Origin of the sequence: Arthrobacter subterraneus, from assembly GCF_900099735.1 — a bacterium.
GTDB classification, from domain to species: domain Bacteria; phylum Actinomycetota; class Actinomycetes; order Actinomycetales; family Micrococcaceae; genus Arthrobacter_D; species Arthrobacter_D subterraneus.
In genome coordinates, this window is sequence record NZ_FNDT01000001.1 from 549,788 (window position 1) to 571,157 (window position 21,370).

Consider the following 21,370-nt stretch of genomic DNA (forward strand, 5'->3'; position numbering starts at 1 on the left):
CGAACGGGAGCAGACAAAAGCGGAGGGACCAATGGAGCCGGTCCCTCCGCTCCTGTTGTTACTCGTTCAGCTCGATCATGTTGAAGACTTCGTCATTGACCGGGCTCGCCGGGTAGGAATCGACCCGCGGGGCGAAGGCCAGCGACGGCGCAGGGTGGGCCAGCGGGATCGCCGGGTTGAACTCCGCGATCTGCTGGTTGATCTCCTCGTACATCGCGGTCTGTTCCTCCCGGTCGGTCATGCCGCGTGCCTCGCTCAGCGCCTCGAACAGCTCCGGGTTGTCGAACCCGAACTCCATCTTTTCCTGGCCGAAGAAGACGCCGATGAAGTTGTCCGTGTCGTTGTAGTCACCGGTCCAGCCCAGGAGGTGGATGCCGTGATCCTCGGTGCCCTGGATGCGGTCGAGGTAGTCAGGCGTCCATACGTCCGGTGCCGGAGTAACGGTGATCCCGACCTCTTCCAGCTGGGCGCTGATGTTGGTGAAGACCTGTTCCGGAGTGGGCATGTACGGACGGGAGACGTCAGTCGGGTAGTTGAACTCGACCTCGAAGCCGTCCGGGTAGCCTGCCTCGGCAAGCAGTTCCTTAGCGCGCTCCGGATCATACTCGTACGTGGTGACGTCCTCGTTGTAGCCGTCCACAACATCCGGGATGAACTGCGTGGCAAGCTGCGTGCCCTCAGGCAGGGTCTGGTCGATCAGAGCCTGCTTGTCGATCGCGTGGTGGATAGCCTGGCGCACCAGGGGGTCGCTCAGTTCTTCGACGGCGTGGTTGATGCCGAGGTAGAGGATGGTGAACGGATCGCGCGGGACGATCATGAACCCTTCCTCCTCGAGCACCGGGATGTCCGCGGGCGATACCAGGTCGAAGCCGTCAATGGTTCCGGCCTGCAGCGCCTGGGTGCGGGCCTGCGGGTCATCGATGATCCGGAAGATGACCTGCTGGACATCGCCCTGCTCGCCCCAGTACTCCTCGTAGGCGGAGATGGTGAGGTCCTCGCCCACGTTCCAGGAATCGAACTTGAACGGGCCCGTTCCGACAGGATTGCCCTGGGCGTATTCGCTGAGCTGCGGGGCTTCGGAGGACCCGCCGATGTCATCCGCGTTGAACTCCTCCAGCGCGGTGGGGCTCTGCATGGAGAAGGCGGGGAGCGACAGCGCGGGGACGAATCCGGCGAACGGCTTGGCGAGCGTGACGGTGGCCTCGAGGTCGCCGTTCACCTCGCAGGACTCGTAGACCGCTGCTTCCGGCGAATCGGCGAACCCGCGGAACAGGTTGTTGTAGTAGTAGGACACGGACGGCGCCTGAGCCAGCCCGGTGAAGTTGTACCAGCGGTCGAAGTTGAAGCAGACGGCTTCGGCGTTGAAATCGGTGCCGTCGTGGAAGGTCACGCCTTCCTTCAGCTGGAAGGTGGTGGACAGTCCGTCCTCGGACGTCTCCCACGATTCGGCCAGGAGCGGTGCCGGGTCAGCGGTTCCCGGTTCCACGCCGACCAGACCTTCGAAGATCTGCCGGCTGACCCTGAAGGACTCGCCGTCACTGGCGAAGGCCGGATCGAGAGACGCCGGATCGGATGAAGCTGCGAAGACGAAGGTCGAATCAACTTCCCCTTCCCCGCCTGCGCCGCCGTCCTCCTCACGCTGGCTCTGGACACAGCCGCTGAGCAGCAGCGCGGTGATCGCGGCACCTGCGGTAAAGGCGGCAGCGCGCTTCCTCGTGGGAAGCGTCCCCCGCGCTGTTTTGCTTGTGAACATTAGTGCTCCTGATGATCTGTTACCGGGCGGACACGTCCCTGTGTCCGGTTGGCGCACGGATGATCCCGTGTTACCTAATGTGACGAGCCTAACTCGCTGCGCTGGCGGGTCCAGCATTTCCCGTCAGCAAGCCATCACGATTTGGTTAAGCGCTCTCAGCGCTCCGTGCACTGACCGGCGGAAACCGTCTCGGTGAGATCCGCCGCCTGCTCGACGACGGGGCGAAGCTCGTCGAGTGTGAGTGCATAACCAACCGGTACATCTGCGGTGGACTTGGCGAAGATCAGGCCTGCAACCCGCCCCTGCATATCCAGCAGCGGCCCGCCGGAGTTCCCCTGCTGCACGTTCGCGGCGAGGGTGTAGACGTCGACTGCCGTCGGATCCGCTCCATAGATGTTTTCGACGAGTACATCGGAACGGTTTTGGACGCTGGCGGGCTGAATCTGGAACGGCCCGCCTGCCGGGTAACCTGCGAATGCGGCGGTGTCTCCCGTTTCCAGCCCCTCACCGAGCGCGAGCGGTGCGCGGTCAAGTCCGTCCACCGCCAGAACCGCGATGTCCCTGACCGGGTCGAAGTAGACCACATTCGCAGGTACGGCGCCGTTGCCGGGGTACTCGACCACCGGCTGGTTCACTCCCGCCACGACGTGGGCGTTGGTGACGACCCGGCCGGGTGCGACGACGAACCCCGATCCTGTCTGGTTCTGGCCGCACTGGAACGCGGTGCCCGCGATCCGCAGAACGGAGGCCGATGCAGCCGCCAGTTCCGGGGTGTCCACCGACGCATCGGGAATGGGCGCCGGAGTTGCGGGCGCTACAGACTCCAGGAGCGTGGGAATGCCGTCGGCGACAGCGATGGAGCGGATCTGTGCCATCCAGGTGCGCACCGGCGACGGCGTCAGCGTATCAATGGTGCCCAGCACCTTCGACGACGCGATGGACTGGGACAGGAACGGCACACCCATGGTGCTCATACTGAATGCCAGCATGGCCAGGACCAGGGCAGCGACGACGACGTTGGTGGCGCCTCCCAGCAGACGGTCGATCACGCGGACCGGCACCGAGCCCGTCCTGCTGCTGAGCGCACGTCCGAGGCCGGCGCCGAGGGCCTGTCCGATAATGACAAGAAGCAGCGCTGTGGCGATGACCGCGGCCAGTCTCCAGTTGTCCTCGGACACCCAGGCGCTCACCAGGGGGATGGCGAAGAACGCGGCTACGGCGCCTGCGCCGAATCCGATGATCCCTCCGAGCGTGACGAGGAACCCGTTCTTCAAGCCGGCGATCAGGTATCCGATCAGCATCAGGACCAGGAGGATATCCAGGAACGTCAAGCCGAGCACGTCACTCCCCTTTCAGGAAGCGCCGTACTTCCCCAACAGGTTCAATTCTACGTTCCCGGTCCGACAGTCCCCCGACGGGAACGTGATTTACCTTTCCCCTCGGCGAACATGCGTGTAGCAGGTGTCACAACGTCCCCGCGTACGGCAAGATGGGGAAAGACGGTAATCTGGCCAGTTTTCATCATGCAGTTGCATTACACCGAGGAGATTTCATGGATATTGAGGTACTGCGCAGGGCGCCCCTGTTCGCTTCGCTGGGTGACGAGGTCTTTGCGGCACTCACTGATGAGTTGACCGAAGTGGATCTCTCCCGCGGCGCATCAGTCTTCCGGGAGGGAGATCAGGGCGACCAGCTCTACTTCATCGTCTCCGGCAAAATCAAGCTTGGCCGCACCGCACAGGACGGCCGCGAGAACCTGCTGGCAATCCTCGGCCCCGGCGAACTCTTCGGCGAAATGGCACTGTTCGATCCGAGCCCGCGTACCGCAACAGCTACCGCAGTGTCAGAGACCCGGCTCGCAGGCCTGAAGAATGAAAACCTCCGTGCGCTTCTCGAGACCCGCCCTGAGGTGTCAGCCCAGCTTCTGCAGGCCCTCGCGCGCAGGTTGCGCCGCACCAACGAGTCGCTGGCGGACCTGGTGTTCTCGGACGTTCCGGGCCGCGTTGCCAAGGCGCTGCTCGACCTCGCGGACCGCTTCGGCAGGCCCGCGACCGACGGCATCCTGGTGGCGCACGAGCTCACCCAGGAGGAACTGGCGCAACTCGTCGGCGCTTCCCGCGAAACCGTGAACAAGGCCCTCGCCGAGTTTGTGCAGCGCGGCTGGCTCCGCCTTGAGGCCCGCGCCGTCGTCATTCTCGACATCCAGCGGCTGCGCCAGCGGAGCCGCTGACCCATCCCACTCTTCCCCGAACTTTTGCGCATGTCTGGTGGCTTAACCGGCCGACACGTCGCCGGACGTGCACAAGTGCTCCGGGAAGTTACGCACCTCCCCGAACTTTTGCGCAGATCAGGCGGGTTCTCGTCGTGGCAAGCCACCCGAGCTGCGCAGAAGTTCCGGGATTCCCTGGCGCCAGCCCTGACGTAAGAGCGTCTTCCTGACCTTCGCAACGATCCGCCAGCCACCTTCCTGCAGATCGAGCCGGTTCAGCTTCACCTGAGCCCACCCGACTTCGGCGACCTTGGCGTCGCGAGCCATATCCCGGGCCTGCTGTTCCGGCGTCAGGTGATGTTCACCGTCGTATTCGATGCAGGTTTGGAATGCCTCGCAGCCGAGATCCGTCCACGCGACAATCGATCCATGCCGGTCTCGCAACGGGTAGTTGACCGCAAATTCCGGCAAGCCGGCGTCTTCCAGAGTCAGGCGAACCAGCGTCTCGGGAGGCGAGTCCACGCCGACCCGCAGGCGGTCTAAAGCCAGCCGCGCCTTCTGGATTCCCCAACTCCGTCCGTGTGTCGCCACAAATGCGGACAGTTCGTGCCTGGGCACCATAGCTGTCGTCGGCGGGCCAAAAGAGCGGACGTGCTCGCTCACAATCTGGTCGCCCGCAACAATCAGATCCTCAAGAGGGAGCACTGTTGCAAGGTCAAGCCAGGTTCGAGAGACGGCAGTAACCGCCACCCCGTCAAACTCGACGACATCACCGTCAGAGACATCGAGCCGGTGGCCTGTCACGCCTTTCCTTCGCGGTGCAGCTGACTGCCTGCCGCGTGACAGGTGAAGGCGCTCGCAGGAAATCCAGGATGGCAGGTGAATCCCGTGAACCTCTGCCGCAGTCGTATGCGATACGAAACTCCCCGGGAGCAGTTCCACATAGGGCCTGCAACGCGACAGCACCGGTTGCGCAACGCCGACCGGAACGCGCACTTCGCGGCTCGGGGTCACCAGATCCCTGGCACGCGTTCGGCTCCTGGTCAGGTCCACGTCGAGTGCCTGCCGCAAAGTGAAGGACCGACCATGAAGTTCCTCGGGCAACTGAGCGTATCGGGGCATGCTCCATCTCAGCGCATTCCCCGTACGTCTGCGTCCGGTATCCACAGCCCCGAACTTTTGCGCATTTATGGCGGCTTCCCGTGCGGAGAAGCCGCCATAAATGCGCAAAAGTTCCGGGAGGTGGAAGGGGCGGAGGACAGAAGGGACGGAGGCTGGACCTCGACGACGACGGCGGCGGCTACCGCCCCCGCTGTTCGGAACCTTCCGTGGCGGTGGAGCATTCCACTTCGACCTGCGGTCCGTCATCGGCCTCGACCAGTCGGGGCGAGAAAACCTTCATGGGCCGCTTGTGGGACAGGTAGGCGATGCAGCCGCGCGAGGATCCGATCTTTTCAAGGATCAGTTCGACGGCGGGCACGGTCAGTTCATTCAGGGTGCGGCCGACAGTATTCGGCTGGCCGACCTCGTCGCCGAGCTTTGTGGTATCCCGCTGCCTGATTTCCTCGGCCGACCACCGCCACTGCCCCCACACACCCTTGCTGGAAAGGAGGGTCGGTTCCTGGTTGACCGGTTGCGCAGCCGCGAAGTAGCGCGTGTCGAAACGGCGATGCGCAAAGTCCGGGCTCAGCCACGCCGAGAGCGGCTTGATCAGATCGGTGCGCAACCCGAGAGCACGCTTCGACAGGATCTCCGCGAAGGTCTTCTCACCGGCAGCGATCGCCTCGCGGGCTTCCATCCACTGCGGGTGACGGGTTCCCTCGACAAGGCTGGAGGCATCCGGACCGGCCAGCAGCACCCCTGTTTCCTCAAACAGTTCGCGGATGGCGGCAACAACAAAACGCCGCGCCACGTGGTGATCCTCAGTGGCAAGCGCCGCCGCCCACTGGGCAGGTGAGGGACCAAACCAGGTGACGGGGTCGTCGTCGTGCTCTTCCACGCTGCCGCCGGGGAAGGCGACGACGCCCAGCGGAGACTCCCCGCGGCGGTAGGAGAGGTAGACCTCCGTGCCCGCCGGGGCATCACGGATCAGCACGACCGACGACGCCGGCCGAGGCTTTACGGGGGTACGCTCGCCATGGTCGATCCAACTGCGGGCGGCGCCCTGCTGCTCTTCCGGGACTGGGAAGAGCCTGGTGCTTGAGCGATTCACGAAACTAGATGAACTCCGCGATTATTTCGACTTCGACGGGCGCATCCAATGGTAGTACGGCAACACCCACCGCGGAACGGGCGTGGGCACCCGCTTCACCGAACACCTGGCCGAGGAGCTCGGATGCACCGTTGATGACGCCGGGCTGGCCGGTGAAAGACGGGTCCGAGGCCACGAAACCGACCACCTTGACGATGCGGCTCACGCGATCCAGGTCACCGATCTGGGACTTCACCGCGGCCATGGCATTGACTGCGCAGGTGGCCGCATACTCCTTGGCCTGCTCCGCGCTTATATCACTGCCGACCTTGCCCGTAGCTGGGAGTTCGCCATTAATAAACGGAAGTTGACCAGAGGTGTAAACGTAGTTGCCGGACACCACGGCCGGGATGTAGGCCGCTACCGGCGCTGCCACCTCCGGGAGCGTAATTCCCAGGTCCTGAAGCCTGCTCTCAACGGCTGACACCGCTTCATTGGCGCTGGTCACGACGCGTTTTTCTCCCTCTTAAGATAAGCAACGAGACCGTTGCCGTCGGGGCCGGGAACTACCTGCACCAGTTCCCAGCCGTCCTCACCCCACTGGTCAAGGATCTGCTTGGTGGCGTGGATGATGAGCGGAATTGTGGCGTACTCCCATTTGGTCATGACTCACAGGGTAGCGCGTGCTTGTAAACTGGAGTACATGGCTGCTCGTAAATCTCCTTTCTTTGACACGGCAACCACCCTGGGGAAAATCATTGCATTTCTTGGAATCAGTGGATTGAGTGGGGTGCTTGCTGCGGGTCTTCTGGTGCCCGTGGCTGCTGCCGCCGGCACTGGCGCGTCGGCGTCCATTCAGTTCTTCGAGAATCTTCCGGCTGAGCTGGAGCGCGGTGCGCTCGCCCAGCCGTCCAAGATCGTCGCCTCCGACGGCTCGCTGATCGCGACGCTGTACGAGGAGAACCGTCAGCCCGTCACGCTGGACCAGGTCTCCGAAAACATGACGGATGCGCTGATCGCCATCGAAGACGACGCGTTCTACGAGCACGGCGGCGTGGATCTGCAGGGCATCATCAGCGCCGCCATCAGCAACATCAGCAGCGACACCACGCGCGGGGCCTCCACCATTACCCAGCAGTACGTCAACAACGTCCTGATTGACGCGAGCATGCGCACCGGCGGCGACATCACCTTCAGCGGCCAGAAGACCCTGGGCGACAAGCTGCGCGAGGCCAAGCTTGCCATTGCAGTGGAGAAGGAGCTGAGCAAGGACGAAATCCTCGCCGGCTACCTCAACATCGTGCCGTTCACGGGCAATACCTACGGCGTCCAGGCTGCCTCCAAGTACTTCTTCAACGTCGAGGCGAAAGACCTCAACATCCAGCAGGCTGCGCTCCTCGCCGGTGTGGTCAACGGCCCCACCTTCTACAGCCCGGAGCTCTACCCGGAGCGCTCGCTGGAGCGCCGCAACCTCGTGATCGGCCGCATGCTCGAGACCGGCAAGATCACGCAGGAAGAGTACGACGCCGCCGTCGCGTCCGATCTCGGACTGAACATCACGCCCGTCCTCAACGGCTGTGTCGGTGCCGAGCAGGCACCCTACTTCTGTGACTACGTCACCCATCTGGTCCTCAACGATCCGGCGTACGGAGAGACCCGCGAGGATCGAGAAAACCTGCTCTACCGGGGCGGCCTCACCATCAAGACCACCCTGGACGCACGGGCCCAGGCGGCCGCGCAGACCGCCGTCAACGAGACAGCCAACCGCGAAACCACGGACGCCGCCGTGGGCCACTCGATGGTGAGCCTGCAGCCGGGCACCGGCAACATCCTCGTCATGGCGCAGAACACCCGGTTCATGCCGGGAGAGACGGCCGGCGATTCCGTCCTGAACTTCAACGTCGACCAGTACGCCGGCGGTGACCCCAACAAGCCGGTGGGCGGGCTGGGCGGATACCAGCCGGGATCGACCTTCAAGCCATTTGTCGTGGCGGCCTGGCTTGAGGATGGCCGCTCCCTGAACGCCATGGTCGACGGCAGCAAGAAGAAGTATGAACAGGGTGAAACCTGGGAAGCCAGCTGCCTGCCCGGCGGGGAGTACGTCCTCCCCGACGAGGAAGGCTACGAGCCGCAGAACTACGGCGACATCAACTACGGCAACTACACCGTGCTCGAAGGTCTTGCTCAGTCCTACAACACAGTCACCATGTACACCGCAAAAGAGGTGGATCTCTGCAAGCCCTTCGAGATCGCCTCGAAGCTTGGAGTCCACGACGGCAAGAGCGCCAGCGGGGAATACACGCCGCTCCAGGTGCAGCCGTCCGCACTGATCGGCGGCGGCAGCGAAGTTGCCCCGATGTCCATGGCTACCGCGTTCGCTGCACTGGGAGCCGAGGGTCTCACGTGCGAGCCCCGGGCACTCACCGAGGTCACCGCCGTCGACGGAAGCACCTTCCCCGTCCCGCAGCCGGAATGCGAGCAGGTCATTCCCAAGGAGCTTGCACGCGGAGTCAACTACGCGACCCAGGAAGTGATGGAGCGCGGCTCAGGCCAGCTGCTGGAGTTCGGCGACATTCCGATGGCAGGCAAGACAGGCACCAACGACGCCCGGTCACAGACCTGGTTTGTGGGTTACAACTCGGCCATGGCCACGGCCAGTTGGGTGGGCAACTGGAAGGAGAACAGCACCTCGCTGTCCGCCCTCCGGATCGGCGGACGGGTCTACGAGGAGATCGACGGCGCATTCGTCGCCGCACCCTCATGGGCCCGCTACATGCAGCAGATCCAGGGTTCGTATCAGCCGGAACCTTTTGCCGACCCGCCGTCCAACATGCTGGTCCAGCGCCCCCTGCAGCCTTCGCCGAACCAGCCGACGCCGCAGCCGACCGCGCCCGGGCAGCCGCTGAACAACAACGGCTTCCAGCAGTTCGTTCCGGCGCCGCCTGCAGGCAACACCCTGCCCGTCACCCCGCCGGACAATTCGGGGAACAATGGGAACGGTAATGGCAACGGCAACGGTGGAGGCAATGGCTGATCGTGGCGACAACTAGAGACGGCGCCCGCACCGCCGCAGCGCTCACCCTTGGTGCAACCGCGGCGGCGGGCGTCGCCACTGTGGGGTACGCAGCGTTCATTGAGCGGAACCTCTTCGGCCTTCGCGAGGAGTCGCTTGCGATCCTGCCGCCGCGTAGCCGCCCCCTCCGGGTGCTGCACCTTTCCGATATCCACATGGTGCCAAGGCAATCCGCGAAGTCAAAGTGGCTGCGGGGACTTGCCGATCTGAAGCCCGATCTGGTGGTCAACACCGGCGACAACCTCAGCCATCCCAAGGCGCTCGCTCCCCTGCTTGACGCTCTGGAGCCGCTGCTCGATTTCCCGGGAGTATTTGTTCCCGGCTCCAACGACTACTACGCCCCGCGGATGCTCAACCCCTTCCGGTACCTGAGCGGACCGTCCTCCACCAACGGATCAAAGCCGCTCAAGGAACTGCCGTGGCAGCAGATGTTCGCCCGGTTCGGCTCGGCCGGCTGGGTTGACCTCACCAACCGCTCCCAGTCCGTCGCTCTTCGCGGCCTGCGGCTGGATTTCAGCGGCGTGGATGACCCGCATCTGAACCGGGACCGATTTGCCGGGTTCCCGGCCGGGAGCAGCACCGCAGCCGAGGCACCGCACCTTCGGGTCGGCGTCGCGCATGCTCCGTACCAGCGTGTTCTGGACACCTTCACCGACGCCGGGGCACACCTCATCCTTGCAGGCCACACCCACGGCGGTCAGGTGTGCATTCCCGGGTATGGGGCGCTCGTCAGTAACTGTGATCTGCCCACCTGGCGCGCCCGCGGCCTGACCCAGTGGGAGCACAACGGCAGCACCGTTCCGCTGAATGTGTCCGCAGGTATCGGTACGTCCCGGTTCGCACCAGTCCGTTTTGCCTGCCGCCCCGAAGCAGTATTGCTGACGCTCACGTCCCGCTGAGTTCCCGGGTCCACCGGAACGCAAAAACGCGCGCGCCATGCACTCCCTGACATAGGATAGTTGCTGGGGGACACGAAATTTCGGCTCCCTCACGTCTCCAACTTCGAGAGAAGAGCATGCCGACGCAATCTACACTGTGGGAGTCCCTCAGGCGTCTCTACCCGCACCTCCGACCAATCCTGCCGCGGCTGGTACTGGGGCTGTTTGCCGCGCTCGGGGCCAGCATCATGGTCCTGGCGATCCCGCAGGTGTTCCGGGTGCTCGTCAATGACGCACTCGCCGAGGGCCAGTCCGCCGCGACGGTGTGGATAGCTTCCGGGATTGTCCTCATGCTCGGTGTGCTGGAGGCTGCCTTCGTGGCCATGCGCCGCTTCTTCGTCATCAATCCAGCCACCACCGTGGAAACCAACCTGCGGACGTCCTTCTACCGGCACCTGCAGAACCTTGCCATAGCCTTCCACGACCGCTGGGGCAGCGGCCAGCTGTTGTCCCGCGCCATGACCGACCTGAACCTCATGCGGCGCTGGATGGCCTTCGGCGCCATCATGCTGGTGGTCGACTCGATCACCGTGACCGCCGGGGTGGCCATCATGTTCTTCATGAGCTGGCCGCTCGCGCTCATCTTCCTCGCTGCAGCAGTCCCGGTCATGATTTATGGCTTCCGTTTCCGGACTTCCTACAGCCGGGTCTCCCGCAAGAGCCAGGACCAGGCGGGTGACCTCGCGACCACCGTGGAGGAGTCCGTCCACGGGATCCGCGTCCTGAAGGCGTTCGGCCGGAGCCGCGAGGCTCTCGACGCGTTCAGCGACCAGGCCGAGGAACTCCGCGAAACCGAGATTCACAAGGCGAAGAGCCTTGCCACCTTCTCCCTGATCGTCACGCTCCTCCCCGAACTGGCGCTCGGGGCATCGCTGGTCACCGGCATCGTGCTTGCGGCAAACGATGCCGTGACCATCGGCAGCCTCGTCGCATTCTTCGCCACCGCGGGGGTGGTGGCCGGGCGCGTGGAATTCATCGGTCCGCTCCTGGCCATGACCTTCACCGCCAAAACGGCGATCGACCGCCACTACGAGGTCATGGAGTCTGAAAACACCATCACCGATCCGGCAAGAGCCCGGAGCCTCACCGACCCGCGTGGAGAGGTGACGTTCGACGACGTCCACTTCCGCTACCCGGACGCGGTAGATACCTCCGCATCCGTCATCAACGGTGTGGACCTGACACTGCGGGCCGGAGAGACCATGGCACTGGTGGGGATCACGGGATGCGGCAAGAGCACGCTGCTGCAGTTGGTGCCCCGGCTCTACGACGTCACCGGGGGCGCCATACGCATCGACGGCATCGACCTGCGCGAGTTCAGCCTCTCCGAACTGCGCCGCCACGTGGCCGTGGCCTTCGAGGACACCACGCTGTTCTCGAACTCGGTCCGCGAAAACGTCCTGATGGGTGCGGATCCCCGGAACGACGACGACGCCGAGGCAATCCTTGCGGAGGCCCTGGACGTGGCGCAGGCACACTTTGTGTATTCACTCCCCGACGGCGTTGACACCCTGATCGGCGAAGAAGGCCTGAGCCTTTCCGGCGGGCAGCGGCAGCGCCTGGCCCTGGCACGCGCCATCGCCGCGAAGCCGAAGGTGCTCGTGCTCGATGACCCGCTGTCCGCACTCGACGTTCGCACCGAGGAGCTGGTGGAAGAGCGGCTCCGTGAGCTCCTGGCGGACACCACCACCCTGATCGTCGCGCACCGGCCCTCGACCGTTGCACTGGCGGACCGGGTGGCGCTGATGGAGAACGGCCGGATCGCCGACGTCGGCACCCACACCGAGCTGCTGGCGCGCAGCGATCATTACCGTTACGTCATCGCCAGCCTGTCCGATGAGCCAGTCGACCTGGACAGTGAGCTGGAAGAGCTCGGCCGCAATGACCAGGAGGCGCGCGCATGAGCACCGAACCGAAGGAGAACAGCCGTGTGACGACCGACCGGCCGTCGTCGTCGGGCATTTCCTCGGGCGTCACCAACGAGGACGAGGTGATGCTGGACCGCGCGCAGAACAAGTCGGTGCGGTCCCGGTCCTTCAGGCTGCTCGGTTCGCTGATCCGACCCAACCGCAGGCAGTTCATCTGGACGGCCTTCCTGGTGGTCTTCTCGCAGATTGCCCGGGTGGCAGGGCCCGCCATCATTGCCTTCGGGATCGACCACGCTCTGCCCTCGCTGCTGCAGGGCGATCCGGCGCTGCTCTGGGCTGCCGGCATCACCTACCTCGTAGCCGCTGTGCTCGCGGCTACGCTGACGGCCGGCTACGTTCTCGCCGCCGCCCGGTTGAGCCAGGCGATGCTTCTGGATCTCCGTCTGCGGGTCTTCCGGCACACCCAGCGGCTCAGCCTCGAATTCCACGAGAAGTACACGTCGGGACGCATCATTTCCCGCCAGACTTCAGACCTTGAAGCGCTGCGCGAGCTGCTTGACTCCGGCGTGAGTTCACTGGCATCCGGCCTGATGTACATGATCTTCACTGCCGTCACCATCTTTGTGCTGGACTGGCCTACCGGGCTGCTGATCCTCGTCGCGGCCATCCCCATGACGTTTCTGGCCCGCTGGTACCAGAAGCACTCGCAGATCGCATACCGGTCATCGCGGGTGGTATCGGCCAGGCTGATCGTCCACTTCATTGAGACCATGACCGGCATCCGCGCGGTCAAGGCGTTCCGCCGCGAGAAGGTCAACGCCGACCGCTACGACGAGCTCGCCGAGGATTACCGCAAGGTGACGGTGCGCTCGATCAACCTGAACGGTGTCTTCCAGCCCGGCCTGGTGCTGATCGGCAATGTAACCGTGGCCGCTGTGCTGCTGTTCGGCGGGTTCCGCGTCCTGGGCGGGTCCCTCGAGGTCGGCGCGCTGCTGGCCCTGCTGCTCTACAGCAAGCGGTTCTTCCAGCCGGTGGACCAGATGGCCATGTTCTACAACTCGTTCCAGTCCGCTGCCGCGGCGCTGGAGAAGGTCTCCGGACTGCTGCAGGAAGTTCCGACCGTGCGTCCGCCGAAGAACCCGGTGCCGCTGAAGAATGCCCAGGGCCGGATCGAGTTCGACGGCGTGGAGTTCCGCTATGGGGACGGTCCCGTCATCCTGCCGCGCCTGGATCTCACCCTTCCCGCGGGTCAGACCGTGGCCCTCGTCGGCCAGACCGGTGCGGGAAAGTCAACACTCGCCAAGGTGATCGCGCGGTTCTATGACGTCTCGGAAGGCCGTGTGACCCTGGACGGGGTGGATCTGCGCCAGCTGGCGCCGCAGGACCTGCGCCGCGCCGTCGTCATGGTCACCCAGGAGGCCTTCCTGTTCAGCGGGAGCGTGGCGGACAACATTGCGCTCGGCAAACCGGAAGCCAGCCGTGAGGAGATCGAAGGCGCTGCGCGGGCCGTGGGTGCGCATGAGTTCATCACCTCGCTGCCGGAAGGTTACGACACCGACGTGAACAAGCGGGGCGGGCGCGTTTCTTCCGGCCAGCGGCAGCTGATCAGCTTCGCGCGGGCCTTCCTCGCCGATCCGGCGGTACTGATTCTCGACGAGGCGACGTCATCACTGGACATCCCCAGTGAGCGCCTGGTCCAGCAGGGACTGCAGAAACTGCTGGGCAACCGGACTGCGCTCATCATCGCCCACCGGCTCTCGACGGTGGAGATCGCCGACCGCGTGCTGGTGATGCACGACGGCGCCGTGGTGGAGGACGGCACGCCCGCCGACCTGATCAGCGGTACGGGCCGTTTCGCGACACTCCACGCTGCCTGGCGGGACTCACTGGTGTAGTTCGTCACCGGCACATTTGTCCGTTATCCTTGAGAGGTTGCTTTCGCGGCTTGCCCGGGACAGCACAATCGGGGTGTGGCGCAGCTTGGTAGCGCGCGTCGTTCGGGACGACGAGGCCGCAGGTTCAAATCCTGTCACCCCGACCACACACGAAAACAAAAGCTGCCCACCGAGTTGCACTACTCGGTGGGCAGCTTTTGTGTATGCCCACTGAGCTGCTCAACCCAGTGGGCAATCGGTGTCTATTTATCAGCTGAACGTCCGCCCCGTCAGCCGCTCGTAGGCCTCGATGTACCGGGCGCGGGTTTTCTCGACCACCTCGGCCGGCAGGGCAGGCGGGGCTGACACGCGGTCCCAGCCGGCGTCGTCGGACGTGAGCCAGTCCCGGACAAACTGCTTGTCGAAGGAGGGCTGCGCCTTGCCCGGAGAGTACAGCTCAGCATCCCAGAACCTCGAGGAATCCGGCGTCAGCACCTCGTCCCCGAGGGTTACCTCGCCGGAGCTGGACATCCCGAACTCCACCTTGGTGTCCGCGAGGATGATCCCACGCTCCCGCGCAATGGACTCCGCCCGGGCGTAGATATCGAGTGTCAGGGACCGGAGCTTTGCCGCGAGGTCATCGCCGACCATCATGACCACGGCGTCGTAGGTGATGTTCTCGTCATGCTCGCCCACTTCGGCCTTGGCTGACGGCGTGAACAGGGGCTTGTCCAGCCGCGATCCGTCCACCAGGCCGTCCGGCAACGGCAATTCACACACCGTCCGCGACTCGTTGTATTCGGCCAGCCCGGAACCGGTCAGGTACCCGCGGGCGATGCACTCGACCGGATACATCTCCAGCCGTTGGCAGATCATGGCGCGACCGGCCACCTCGGCCGGAACATCGGTGGACAACACATGGTTGGGGATCCCCGTGAGCTGCTCGAACCACCACAGGCTCAACTGGGTGAGGACCCGGCCCTTGTCCGGGATCTCGGATGACAGCACAAAGTCATAGGCGCTGATCCGGTCACTGGCTACCACCAGTACGCGGTCGTCCTCCCCTGTCACTGGTTCGTAGAGGTCCCGGACCTTGCCCGAGTAGATGTGTTGCCAGCCGGCAAGTTCCTGTGCCATTCCTACGCTCCGCCCGTCGCCGAAACAACCACTTCACCGCGCGCGGCCTTCGCAGCGATGTCCGTGCGGTACTGGCCGCCTTCGAGCGTCAGGCGACTCACGCCGTCGTACGCCCTGTCGCGCGCCTCCGCAAGGTCGGAACCGAGCCCGACGACGGCGAGCACCCGCCCGCCGGACGACACCACTGCGCCGTCCCCGGCAAGCGCGGTGCCGGCATGGAGTACGGATACCCCCTCGAGGGCGGCGGCATCCTCCAGCCCGGAGATCGGATCGCCGGTGCGCGGTGCGTCCGGGTAATTCGCGGAAGCAAGCACGACGGCGACAGCAGCTTCGGAGGACCAGTGCAGGTTGTCGACGGTCTCCAGTTCGCCCTTCGCGGCAGCGAGGAGAACCCCGCCCAGCGGGGTCCTGAGCCGGGCGAGGACCGCCTGGGTCTCCGGATCACCGAAGCGTGCGTTGAACTCGATAACCCGCAGCCCACGGGAGGTCAGGGCCAGCCCGCAGTAGAGAACGCCGGTGAACGGCGTGCCGCGGCGCGCCATCTCGTCAATGGTGGGCTGCGCCACGCGCTCAAGAACCTCATCCACCAGACCGGCGGGAACCCATTCCAGGGGTGAATAGGCGCCCATGCCGCCGGTGTTGGGGCCCTCGTCATTGTCGAAGATGCGCTTGAAATCCTGGGCCGGGGCGAGCGGCACTACGGTGGAGCCGTCCGAGAGGACAAAGAGCGAGACCTCCGGGCCGTCAAGGTACTCCTCGATGACCACGGTGCCGCCGGCGTCGAAGCACGCCTGCGCATGGTTCAGGGCTGCGGTGCGGTCGGAGGTCACCACCACTCCCTTGCCCGCCGCGAGCCCGTCATCCTTGACGACGTAGGGTGCACCGAAGGAATCCAGTGCCTCTTCGGCTTCGGCCGCTGTGGAGGCGACCTTCGCCATCGCCGTGGGAACCCCGGCGGCAGCCATGACCTGCTTCGCGAACGCCTTCGACGCCTCGAGCTGAGCAGCCGCCTTCGTGGGACCGAAAACGGGGATCCCCGCCTCGATCAATGCGTCCGCAACACCCGCAGCCAATGGAGCTTCCGGACCCACCACCACCAGGTCGGAGCCTAGCGAGACGGCCAGCTCCGTGACGGCTGCCGGGTTGTTCGCATCGATGCTGTGCGCCGGGACGTCCTGGGCCATTCCGGCGTTTCCCGGTGCTGCATGCACCTCGCTCACAAAGGGATCGGCGAGGAGAGCTCGGACAATGGCGTGTTCGCGGCCTCCGGGGCCAATCACAAGAACCTTCACAGTAGTTCAGGGTACTGGCTGACTCCTGTGCCAAAGTAATGACTACGGAAGTTTTTGTCGCGGTTCTGCTGCCAAGACGCCTGGATAACAGCAGAACGGCGACAAAAACTGCAACACCAATACGTGAAGCCGCCCTCTCCGAACACTTGGTATGAAAGCCGTCCGCACCTCCCGCCGCAGCGCCCCGTCGCTGCGTGCACTCCCGATGCTCGCCGGAATCCTCGCGGCGGGCCTGGTCCTCGGCGTGGCCGAGCTGGTCGGTGCGTTTTTCTCGACGCGGTCAGCACCCCTCATTGCGCTGGGATCGACCTTCATCGACTTCACGCCGTCATGGTTGAAGGACTTCGCGATCGACACCTTCGGGACCAATGACAAACTCGCCCTCTTTGTCGGCATGGCTGTCACGATCGTCTTCCTGGCCGCCCTCCTGGGGTTGGTCGCCTGGCGTCGCTGGGTCCTTGGGGTGGCGGGGGTCCTCTACATGGGGGCGGTCATGGTTGCCGCCGTCGTCTCCCGTGCCGGCGCAACAGTCCTTGACGCGGTGCCGTCAGTCATCGGAACGCTGGCCGGACTGGCCGCGCTCCGGTGGATGATCCAGAAGCTCCGCGCTGCCCGGCCCACTGCTGCCGAAGCAGCCGACGACGACGGCGCCTTCAGCACCGCTGACAACCCACCCGAGCGCGCACGTACCGGGGTCAGCAGGCGCGGGTTCTTCGCTGCGGCGGGGGTGACCGCCGTCGTCGCCGCTGCAACCGCGGCGGGTGGGGCCGTGGTCAGCGGTATCCGCAACACCGTGAATGTCACCCGGGAGCGGCTGAAGTTCCCGGCGCCGGCCAGCACCGCGATGCCGGTCCCGGACGGTGTGGACGTGGACCTCGACGGCGTTGAGCCGTGGGTCACCCCGAACAAGGATTTCTACCGTATCGACACCGCCCTGCAGGTCCCCACCATCGACGTGGACACCTGGGAACTGCGGATCCACGGGATGGTCGAGGAGGAGGTCCGGGTTACCTTCCAGGAGCTGCTGGAGTCCGATCTGATCGAGCGGCACATCACGCTCACCTGTGTGTCCAACCCGGTGGGCGGGGACCTCGCGGGCAACGCGAAGTGGCTCGGCTATCCCATCCGCGAGCTGCTCAAGCGCGCCCGGCCCACCGCTGGTGCGGACATGGTGCTCTCCACGAGCACCGACGGCTTCAGCGCCTCCACTCCCCTGCCCATCCTGCAGGACGAGCGCGATGCTATCCTCGCCGTCGCCATGAATGATGAACCGCTTCCGCTGGAACACGGCTACCCGGTGCGCATGGTGGTCCCGGGGCTGTACGGCTACGTCTCGGCAACCAAGTGGGTGGTCGATCTCGAAGTGACCCGGTTCGCGGACGCCACCGCCTACTGGACAGACCGCGGCTGGGCGGAAGAGGGCCCCATCAAGACGCAGTCACGCGTCGAGGTTCCCCGGGCCTTCGCCAAGGTAGCCCCCGGGACCGTCCGGGTGGGCGGTACTGCATGGGCCCAGACCCGCGGCATCGACAGGGTGGAGGTGCAGGTCGACGACGGACCCTGGGAGGAAGCCACCCTCGCCGCCGAATACACCGTGGACACCTGGCGGCAGTGGACGCATGAAGTGCAGCTGGAGCCGGGATCCCACCGGATCCGTTCCCGGGCCTATGACCCGGACGGCGTCCAGACCGAGGAGCGCGCCGACAGCGTCCCCGACGGCGCGTCCGGCTGGCACACCGTCCAGTTCTCCGCGGAGTAGCACTTCAGCCGGATGCGCAATACTTGAAGCATGCCCTCCATTTTCCCCTCGTCCAGCGCGGTTGACCTCGCGGTCCTGGAGCGTAACGGCTTCATCGAGTCCCGCCACATCGGCTCCGCCGTGGTGCTCGCGGCTGACGGCTCCACGGTCACGGAACTCGGCGACGTGAATGCGCCCATCTTCCCGCGCTCCACCCTGAAACCGTTCCAGGCCCTTGCCGCCATGCAGGCCGGAGTCCCGCTGCGGGGCGCGCAGGTAGCCCTCGCGGCGGCGAGCCATGTGGGCAGCCACGAGCACATGGATGTGGTGAAGTCCATGCTGAGCGCGGCGGGCGTCACGGAGGATGACCTGCAGTGCCCCGCCGACTGGCCGCAGGACGAGGAAGCCCGCAACTGGCTCATCCGCACCGACAAGGGGCGCCGGCGGGTGGCGTTCAACTGCTCCGGTAAGCACGCCGCCTTCCTCTGGGCCTGCACCGAGAATTCGTGGGACCACAAGACGTACCTCGACCGGGCCCACCCGCTGCAGCAGCGCATCGCCGCCGTCATCGAGGAATACACCGAAGAGACGGTGGAGCACTGGGCGGTGGACGGCTGCGGCGCCCCGCTCGGCGCAGTCTCCCTCACCGGGCTGGCCCGCGGCATCGGCAAGATCGCCAAGGCACCGGGTGACAAGAACGCCGATGCCCGCGCAGCCACCATCGCCACGGCCATGCTCGACTACCCGTGGGCGGTCCACGGCCACGGCCGCGAGAACTCCGTGGTCATGGAAGACCTCGGGATCCTGGCCAAGAACGGCGCCGAGGGCGTCCTCGTGATGGCCGCTCCCACCGGCGTCTCGATGGCGCTCAAGATCCTGGACGGAAACATCCGCGCCACCACCCTGGTGGGCCTGACCCTCCTTGCCGCCTCCGGCGCCCTCGACGCCGAGGACGTGGCACCCGTGCTGGAGAAGGTTGTGCAGCCCGTGCTGGGCGGCGGTGTTCCCGTCGGCAGGCTGCGTCTCGCCGCTCCGGTCATGGCGCTGCTGGACTGACCATGGCACGACGGCGTATCCCTGCGGCCGCGGGCAGCGCTGCGGTCCGCGCGGTGGTCGCCGGCAGCACAGACCGCACCGAACGCGCGACGGCGGTGCGCTACTCCCTGGAGGAGCTCGCCGCCCGCGCACCCGGCAACACCGTGGAGGTGCGCGTCCCGCCGCTGGGGGTCACCCAGTGCGTGGAGGGCCCGCGCCATACCCGCGGCACCCCGCCGAACGTCATTGAAACCAGCGCCGACACCTGGCTTGCCCTGATCATCGGGGAGGTGGACTGGGCCCAGGCAGTGGCATCGGGTGCCGTCTCCGCCTCCGGCCAGCGCGCGGACCTGTCCGCGCTGCTGCCGCTCTTCCCCCAGGCGCCGCAGCCACCGGGCCCGGCATGATCCTCGAGCGTGATGGCAGCAGGCAAACCTTCCTGGTCCGCGGACTACGCGGCGCCGGCAGCGCCCTGCGCCGCCAGCCGGTGGAAGCCTGGGCGGTGGCGGCCGCCGCCGCCGCGCTGTACACGGTCTTCTCGATCACCCAGTGGCACAGGTTCGACATCCCGTCCTGGGACCTCGGCATCTTCACCCAGCTCGCAAAGGCATACGCCGGCCTGGATGCGCCGATCGTTCCGATCAAGGGTCACGGGTTCAATCTCCTCGGCGACCATTTCCACCCGCTGCTAGTCCTCCTCGGGCCCGCCTATGCATTCTTCCCGTCCGCGCTCACGCTCCTGGTGGTGCAGAACCTGCTGGTGGGCTGGTCGGCCCTAGTGCTCACCCGGCTTGCCGTGAGGCACGTCGGCCGGATGCCCGGGCTGTTCCTCGGGGGCGCCTACGCCCTCTCCTGGGGCATCCAGTCCGCGGTTGCGGTGCAGTTCCACGAAGTGGCGCTCGCGCTGCCTCTGCTGGCGCTGGCAATGGAGGCGTACATCGAAGGCAGGCTGCGCACCGCCGTCGTCGTCAGTGGGCTCCTGGTGTTCGTGAAGGAGGACATGGGGCTCACCGTGTTCGCGTTCGGGCTGGTGCTGGCCTGGCGCTTCCGGAGCCGTTACCTGGCCGGCCTGGGACTGGCTCTGTGGGGGCTCGCCTGGGTGGCGCTGTCCGTCGGCGTCATCCTGCCGGCGCTGAACAGCGGAGGCACCTACGACTATTCCGACCGTATCGACATAGACGCTCTCCTGGCGGACCCGCTTCCTACGCTGTTCGCCATGCTGACCGCCGAACAGAAATACGAGACGCTCTGGCTGCTGCTGCTCGCCGGCGGGTTCCTGTTCCTGCGTTCACCGCTCGCGTGGGTGATGCTGCCCACGCTGCTGTGGCGCTTCGCGGCAGCGAACGAGTCCTACTGGGGGCCCGGCTGGCACTACAACGCCGTGCTCATGCCCGTCCTGTTCGGTGCGTTGATCCACGCCATCCTGCTGGCCCGCCGCAGCAACCGCAGCTGGCTGCGGTCCTATAGCGCCGCCGTCGTGCCGGTTGTCACCGTGGTGGCGCTGATGCTTCTGCCGGGCCAGCCTCTCGCGGCGCTGTCAAAGCCGGAGACGTTCCAGCAGTCGCCGCGCTGGGATGCGGCGCACCGGATGATGGACCGGATCCCCGCAGGCTCGACCGTGGAGACCGGCGTAGTGCTGATGCCGTACCTGGTGCCGGACACCGAGGTGTACTGGATCGGGAATGAGAACCCCGCGCCGGACTACCTCGTGGTGGACGCGGAGGACTGGAGCTGGGGGCCCGTCCGCCCCGCCAGCGCCGAGCAGCATGCCGAAGAGACCTGGCCGGGCGAGGACTACACGCTGGTGTCCGATGAGGACGGTTACCAGCTGGTCCGGCGGGCGGGCTGATGCCCGGTAGCCTTGAATCATGAGTTCGCAGCAACCTCCCGAGCGCCGTCAGGTCACCATCCGGCGGGCACCGAAGTTCGCCCCGTTCATGGGTCTGGGAGCGCTGATCGGGTTTATCGCCGCGCTGGTGATCGCCTACACCGGGCCGGCTGACCCGACCCTGACCCGCGAGTCCGTGCTGGGGTTCTTCACGGTGGTCCTCGCGCTGCCCGGGCTGCTGCTGGGCGGGCTGGTGGTGCTGCTGCTCGACTGGATCAGCGTCCGCCGCATGAAGGAAGCGACGGCGGAGCGCACCGACGACGACGACGCCTGACCCTCCGGAACTTTTGCGTACCTTTGGCGGCTTCGACCGTGCGCAACCCACCAGAGCTACACGAAAGTTCGCAACATAGCGCATCAGGAAGAGACCCCCG

At 65.6% G+C, this 21,370-nt stretch carries 18 protein-coding genes and 1 tRNA gene; 11 read left to right on the forward strand and 8 right to left on the reverse strand.

Annotated elements, in window-relative coordinates; genetic code table 11:
• Positions 1 to 58: 58 nt before the first annotated feature.
• Both BLS52_RS02555 and BLS52_RS02560 read right to left on the reverse strand, forming a co-directional pair.
• The gene (locus BLS52_RS02555; RefSeq protein ID WP_051470455.1) at positions 59 to 1,753 is read right to left on the reverse strand and encodes an ABC transporter substrate-binding protein; all 1,695 of its coding nucleotides are present in this window, start codon (positions 1,751 to 1,753) and stop codon (positions 59 to 61) included.
• Positions 1,754 to 1,908: 155 nt separating this feature from the next.
• The gene (locus tag BLS52_RS02560; RefSeq protein ID WP_090584367.1) at positions 1,909 to 3,093 is read right to left on the reverse strand and encodes a MarP family serine protease; all 1,185 of its coding nucleotides are present in this window, start codon (positions 3,091 to 3,093) and stop codon (positions 1,909 to 1,911) included.
• 212 nt (positions 3,094 to 3,305) lie between these two features.
• Between BLS52_RS02560 and BLS52_RS02565 the strand changes: the two genes are divergently transcribed.
• On the forward strand, positions 3,306 to 3,983 hold the full coding sequence (locus BLS52_RS02565) for a Crp/Fnr family transcriptional regulator (protein WP_026544229.1): 678 nt from the start codon (positions 3,306 to 3,308) through the stop codon (positions 3,981 to 3,983).
• Positions 3,984 to 4,100: 117 nt separating this feature from the next.
• On the opposite strand, the gene BLS52_RS02570 is transcribed toward BLS52_RS02565, so the two are convergent.
• From BLS52_RS02570 to sp36, 4 genes are all read right to left on the reverse strand, one after another.
• Complete coding sequence (locus tag BLS52_RS02570; protein WP_175460066.1) at positions 4,101 to 4,766, reverse strand: hypothetical protein; 666 nt, start codon at positions 4,764 to 4,766, stop codon at positions 4,101 to 4,103.
• Between the two features lie 496 nt (positions 4,767 to 5,262).
• Complete coding sequence (locus BLS52_RS02575) at positions 5,263 to 6,174, reverse strand: NUDIX hydrolase (RefSeq protein ID WP_090584368.1); 912 nt, start codon at positions 6,172 to 6,174, stop codon at positions 5,263 to 5,265.
• A gap of 4 nt (positions 6,175 to 6,178) precedes the next feature.
• Positions 6,179 to 6,661 (reverse strand): RidA family protein, encoded by a 483-nt coding sequence (locus BLS52_RS02580; RefSeq protein ID WP_090584369.1) that lies wholly within the window; start codon positions 6,659 to 6,661, stop codon positions 6,179 to 6,181.
• Positions 6,658 to 6,819, reverse strand: a complete 162-nt coding sequence (gene sp36, locus BLS52_RS02585) for a Sp36 family protein (protein ID WP_090584370.1) — start codon at positions 6,817 to 6,819, stop codon at positions 6,658 to 6,660. The genes BLS52_RS02580 and sp36 overlap by 4 nt, the downstream gene beginning before the upstream one ends.
• A gap of 37 nt (positions 6,820 to 6,856) precedes the next feature.
• Between sp36 and BLS52_RS02590 the strand changes: the two genes are divergently transcribed.
• The 5 genes from BLS52_RS02590 (at position 6,857) to BLS52_RS02610 (ending at position 14,073) form a co-directional block, all read left to right on the forward strand.
• Positions 6,857 to 9,187, forward strand: a complete 2,331-nt coding sequence (locus BLS52_RS02590) for a transglycosylase domain-containing protein (RefSeq protein WP_175460067.1) — start codon at positions 6,857 to 6,859, stop codon at positions 9,185 to 9,187.
• Positions 9,184 to 10,125, forward strand: coding sequence for a metallophosphoesterase (locus tag BLS52_RS02595; RefSeq protein ID WP_090584372.1), 942 nt, complete (start codon positions 9,184 to 9,186; stop codon positions 10,123 to 10,125). Before BLS52_RS02590 ends, BLS52_RS02595 begins: the two co-directional genes overlap by 4 nt.
• A gap of 116 nt (positions 10,126 to 10,241) precedes the next feature.
• Positions 10,242 to 12,068 (forward strand): ABC transporter ATP-binding protein, encoded by a 1,827-nt coding sequence (locus BLS52_RS02600; RefSeq protein WP_090584373.1) that lies wholly within the window; start codon positions 10,242 to 10,244, stop codon positions 12,066 to 12,068.
• 89 nt (positions 12,069 to 12,157) lie between these two features.
• Positions 12,158 to 13,927: an ABC transporter ATP-binding protein gene (locus BLS52_RS02605; RefSeq protein WP_245702673.1), complete on the forward strand. Its 1,770-nt coding sequence runs from the start codon at positions 12,158 to 12,160 to the stop codon at positions 13,925 to 13,927.
• Between the two features lie 69 nt (positions 13,928 to 13,996).
• Positions 13,997 to 14,073 (forward strand) — tRNA-Pro (locus BLS52_RS02610).
• A gap of 103 nt (positions 14,074 to 14,176) precedes the next feature.
• Here the strand turns inward: BLS52_RS02610 and BLS52_RS02615 are convergent.
• Both BLS52_RS02615 and purD read right to left on the reverse strand, forming a co-directional pair.
• Positions 14,177 to 15,043: a phosphoribosylaminoimidazolesuccinocarboxamide synthase gene (locus BLS52_RS02615; protein WP_090584375.1), complete on the reverse strand. Its 867-nt coding sequence runs from the start codon at positions 15,041 to 15,043 to the stop codon at positions 14,177 to 14,179.
• A gap of 2 nt (positions 15,044 to 15,045) precedes the next feature.
• Positions 15,046 to 16,335, reverse strand: coding sequence for a phosphoribosylamine--glycine ligase (gene purD / locus BLS52_RS02620; protein ID WP_090584376.1), 1,290 nt, complete (start codon positions 16,333 to 16,335; stop codon positions 15,046 to 15,048).
• Between the two features lie 151 nt (positions 16,336 to 16,486).
• Here purD and BLS52_RS02625 point away from each other — a divergent pair, with 151 nt between their 5' ends.
• The 5 genes from BLS52_RS02625 to BLS52_RS02645 are packed head-to-tail and all read left to right on the forward strand — an operon-like array spanning position 16,487 to position 21,270.
• Complete coding sequence (locus tag BLS52_RS02625) at positions 16,487 to 18,094, forward strand: molybdopterin-dependent oxidoreductase (RefSeq protein WP_090584377.1); 1,608 nt, start codon at positions 16,487 to 16,489, stop codon at positions 18,092 to 18,094.
• A gap of 30 nt (positions 18,095 to 18,124) precedes the next feature.
• Complete coding sequence (locus BLS52_RS02630) at positions 18,125 to 19,129, forward strand: asparaginase (protein ID WP_090584378.1); 1,005 nt, start codon at positions 18,125 to 18,127, stop codon at positions 19,127 to 19,129.
• Between the two features lie 2 nt (positions 19,130 to 19,131).
• The gene (locus tag BLS52_RS02635; protein ID WP_026544219.1) at positions 19,132 to 19,515 is read left to right on the forward strand and encodes a sterol carrier family protein; all 384 of its coding nucleotides are present in this window, start codon (positions 19,132 to 19,134) and stop codon (positions 19,513 to 19,515) included.
• Positions 19,512 to 20,957, forward strand: a complete 1,446-nt coding sequence (locus BLS52_RS02640) for a DUF2079 domain-containing protein (protein WP_090584379.1) — start codon at positions 19,512 to 19,514, stop codon at positions 20,955 to 20,957. Before BLS52_RS02635 ends, BLS52_RS02640 begins: the two co-directional genes overlap by 4 nt.
• 19 nt (positions 20,958 to 20,976) lie before the next feature.
• The gene (locus BLS52_RS02645) at positions 20,977 to 21,270 is read left to right on the forward strand and encodes a hypothetical protein (protein WP_090584380.1); all 294 of its coding nucleotides are present in this window, start codon (positions 20,977 to 20,979) and stop codon (positions 21,268 to 21,270) included.
• The last annotated feature ends 100 nt before the right edge of the window (positions 21,271 to 21,370 follow it).

Excerpts from the sequence above, each read along its gene's own strand:
- BLS52_RS02645 (WP_090584380.1), top strand. The coding sequence starts at position 20,977 with ATGAGTTCGCAGCAACCTCCCGAGCGCCGTCAGGTCACCATCCGGCGG.
- BLS52_RS02635 (WP_026544219.1), top strand. The coding sequence starts at position 19,132 with ATGGCACGACGGCGTATCCCTGCGGCCGCGGGCAGCGCTGCGGTCCGC.
- BLS52_RS02565 (WP_026544229.1), top strand. The coding sequence starts at position 3,306 with ATGGATATTGAGGTACTGCGCAGGGCGCCCCTGTTCGCTTCGCTGGGT.
- BLS52_RS02555 (WP_051470455.1), bottom strand. The coding sequence starts at position 1,753 with ATGTTCACAAGCAAAACAGCGCGGGGGACGCTTCCCACGAGGAAGCGC.
- BLS52_RS02640 (WP_090584379.1), top strand. The coding sequence starts at position 19,512 with ATGATCCTCGAGCGTGATGGCAGCAGGCAAACCTTCCTGGTCCGCGGA.
- BLS52_RS02590 (WP_175460067.1), top strand. The coding sequence starts at position 6,857 with ATGGCTGCTCGTAAATCTCCTTTCTTTGACACGGCAACCACCCTGGGG.
- sp36 (WP_090584370.1), bottom strand. The coding sequence starts at position 6,819 with ATGACCAAATGGGAGTACGCCACAATTCCGCTCATCATCCACGCCACC.
- BLS52_RS02605 (WP_245702673.1), top strand. The coding sequence starts at position 12,158 with ATGCTGGACCGCGCGCAGAACAAGTCGGTGCGGTCCCGGTCCTTCAGG.
- BLS52_RS02625 (WP_090584377.1), top strand. The coding sequence starts at position 16,487 with ATGAAAGCCGTCCGCACCTCCCGCCGCAGCGCCCCGTCGCTGCGTGCA.
- BLS52_RS02600 (WP_090584373.1), top strand. The coding sequence starts at position 10,242 with ATGCCGACGCAATCTACACTGTGGGAGTCCCTCAGGCGTCTCTACCCG.
- BLS52_RS02630 (WP_090584378.1), top strand. The coding sequence starts at position 18,125 with ATGCCCTCCATTTTCCCCTCGTCCAGCGCGGTTGACCTCGCGGTCCTG.
- BLS52_RS02615 (WP_090584375.1), bottom strand. The coding sequence starts at position 15,043 with ATGGCACAGGAACTTGCCGGCTGGCAACACATCTACTCGGGCAAGGTC.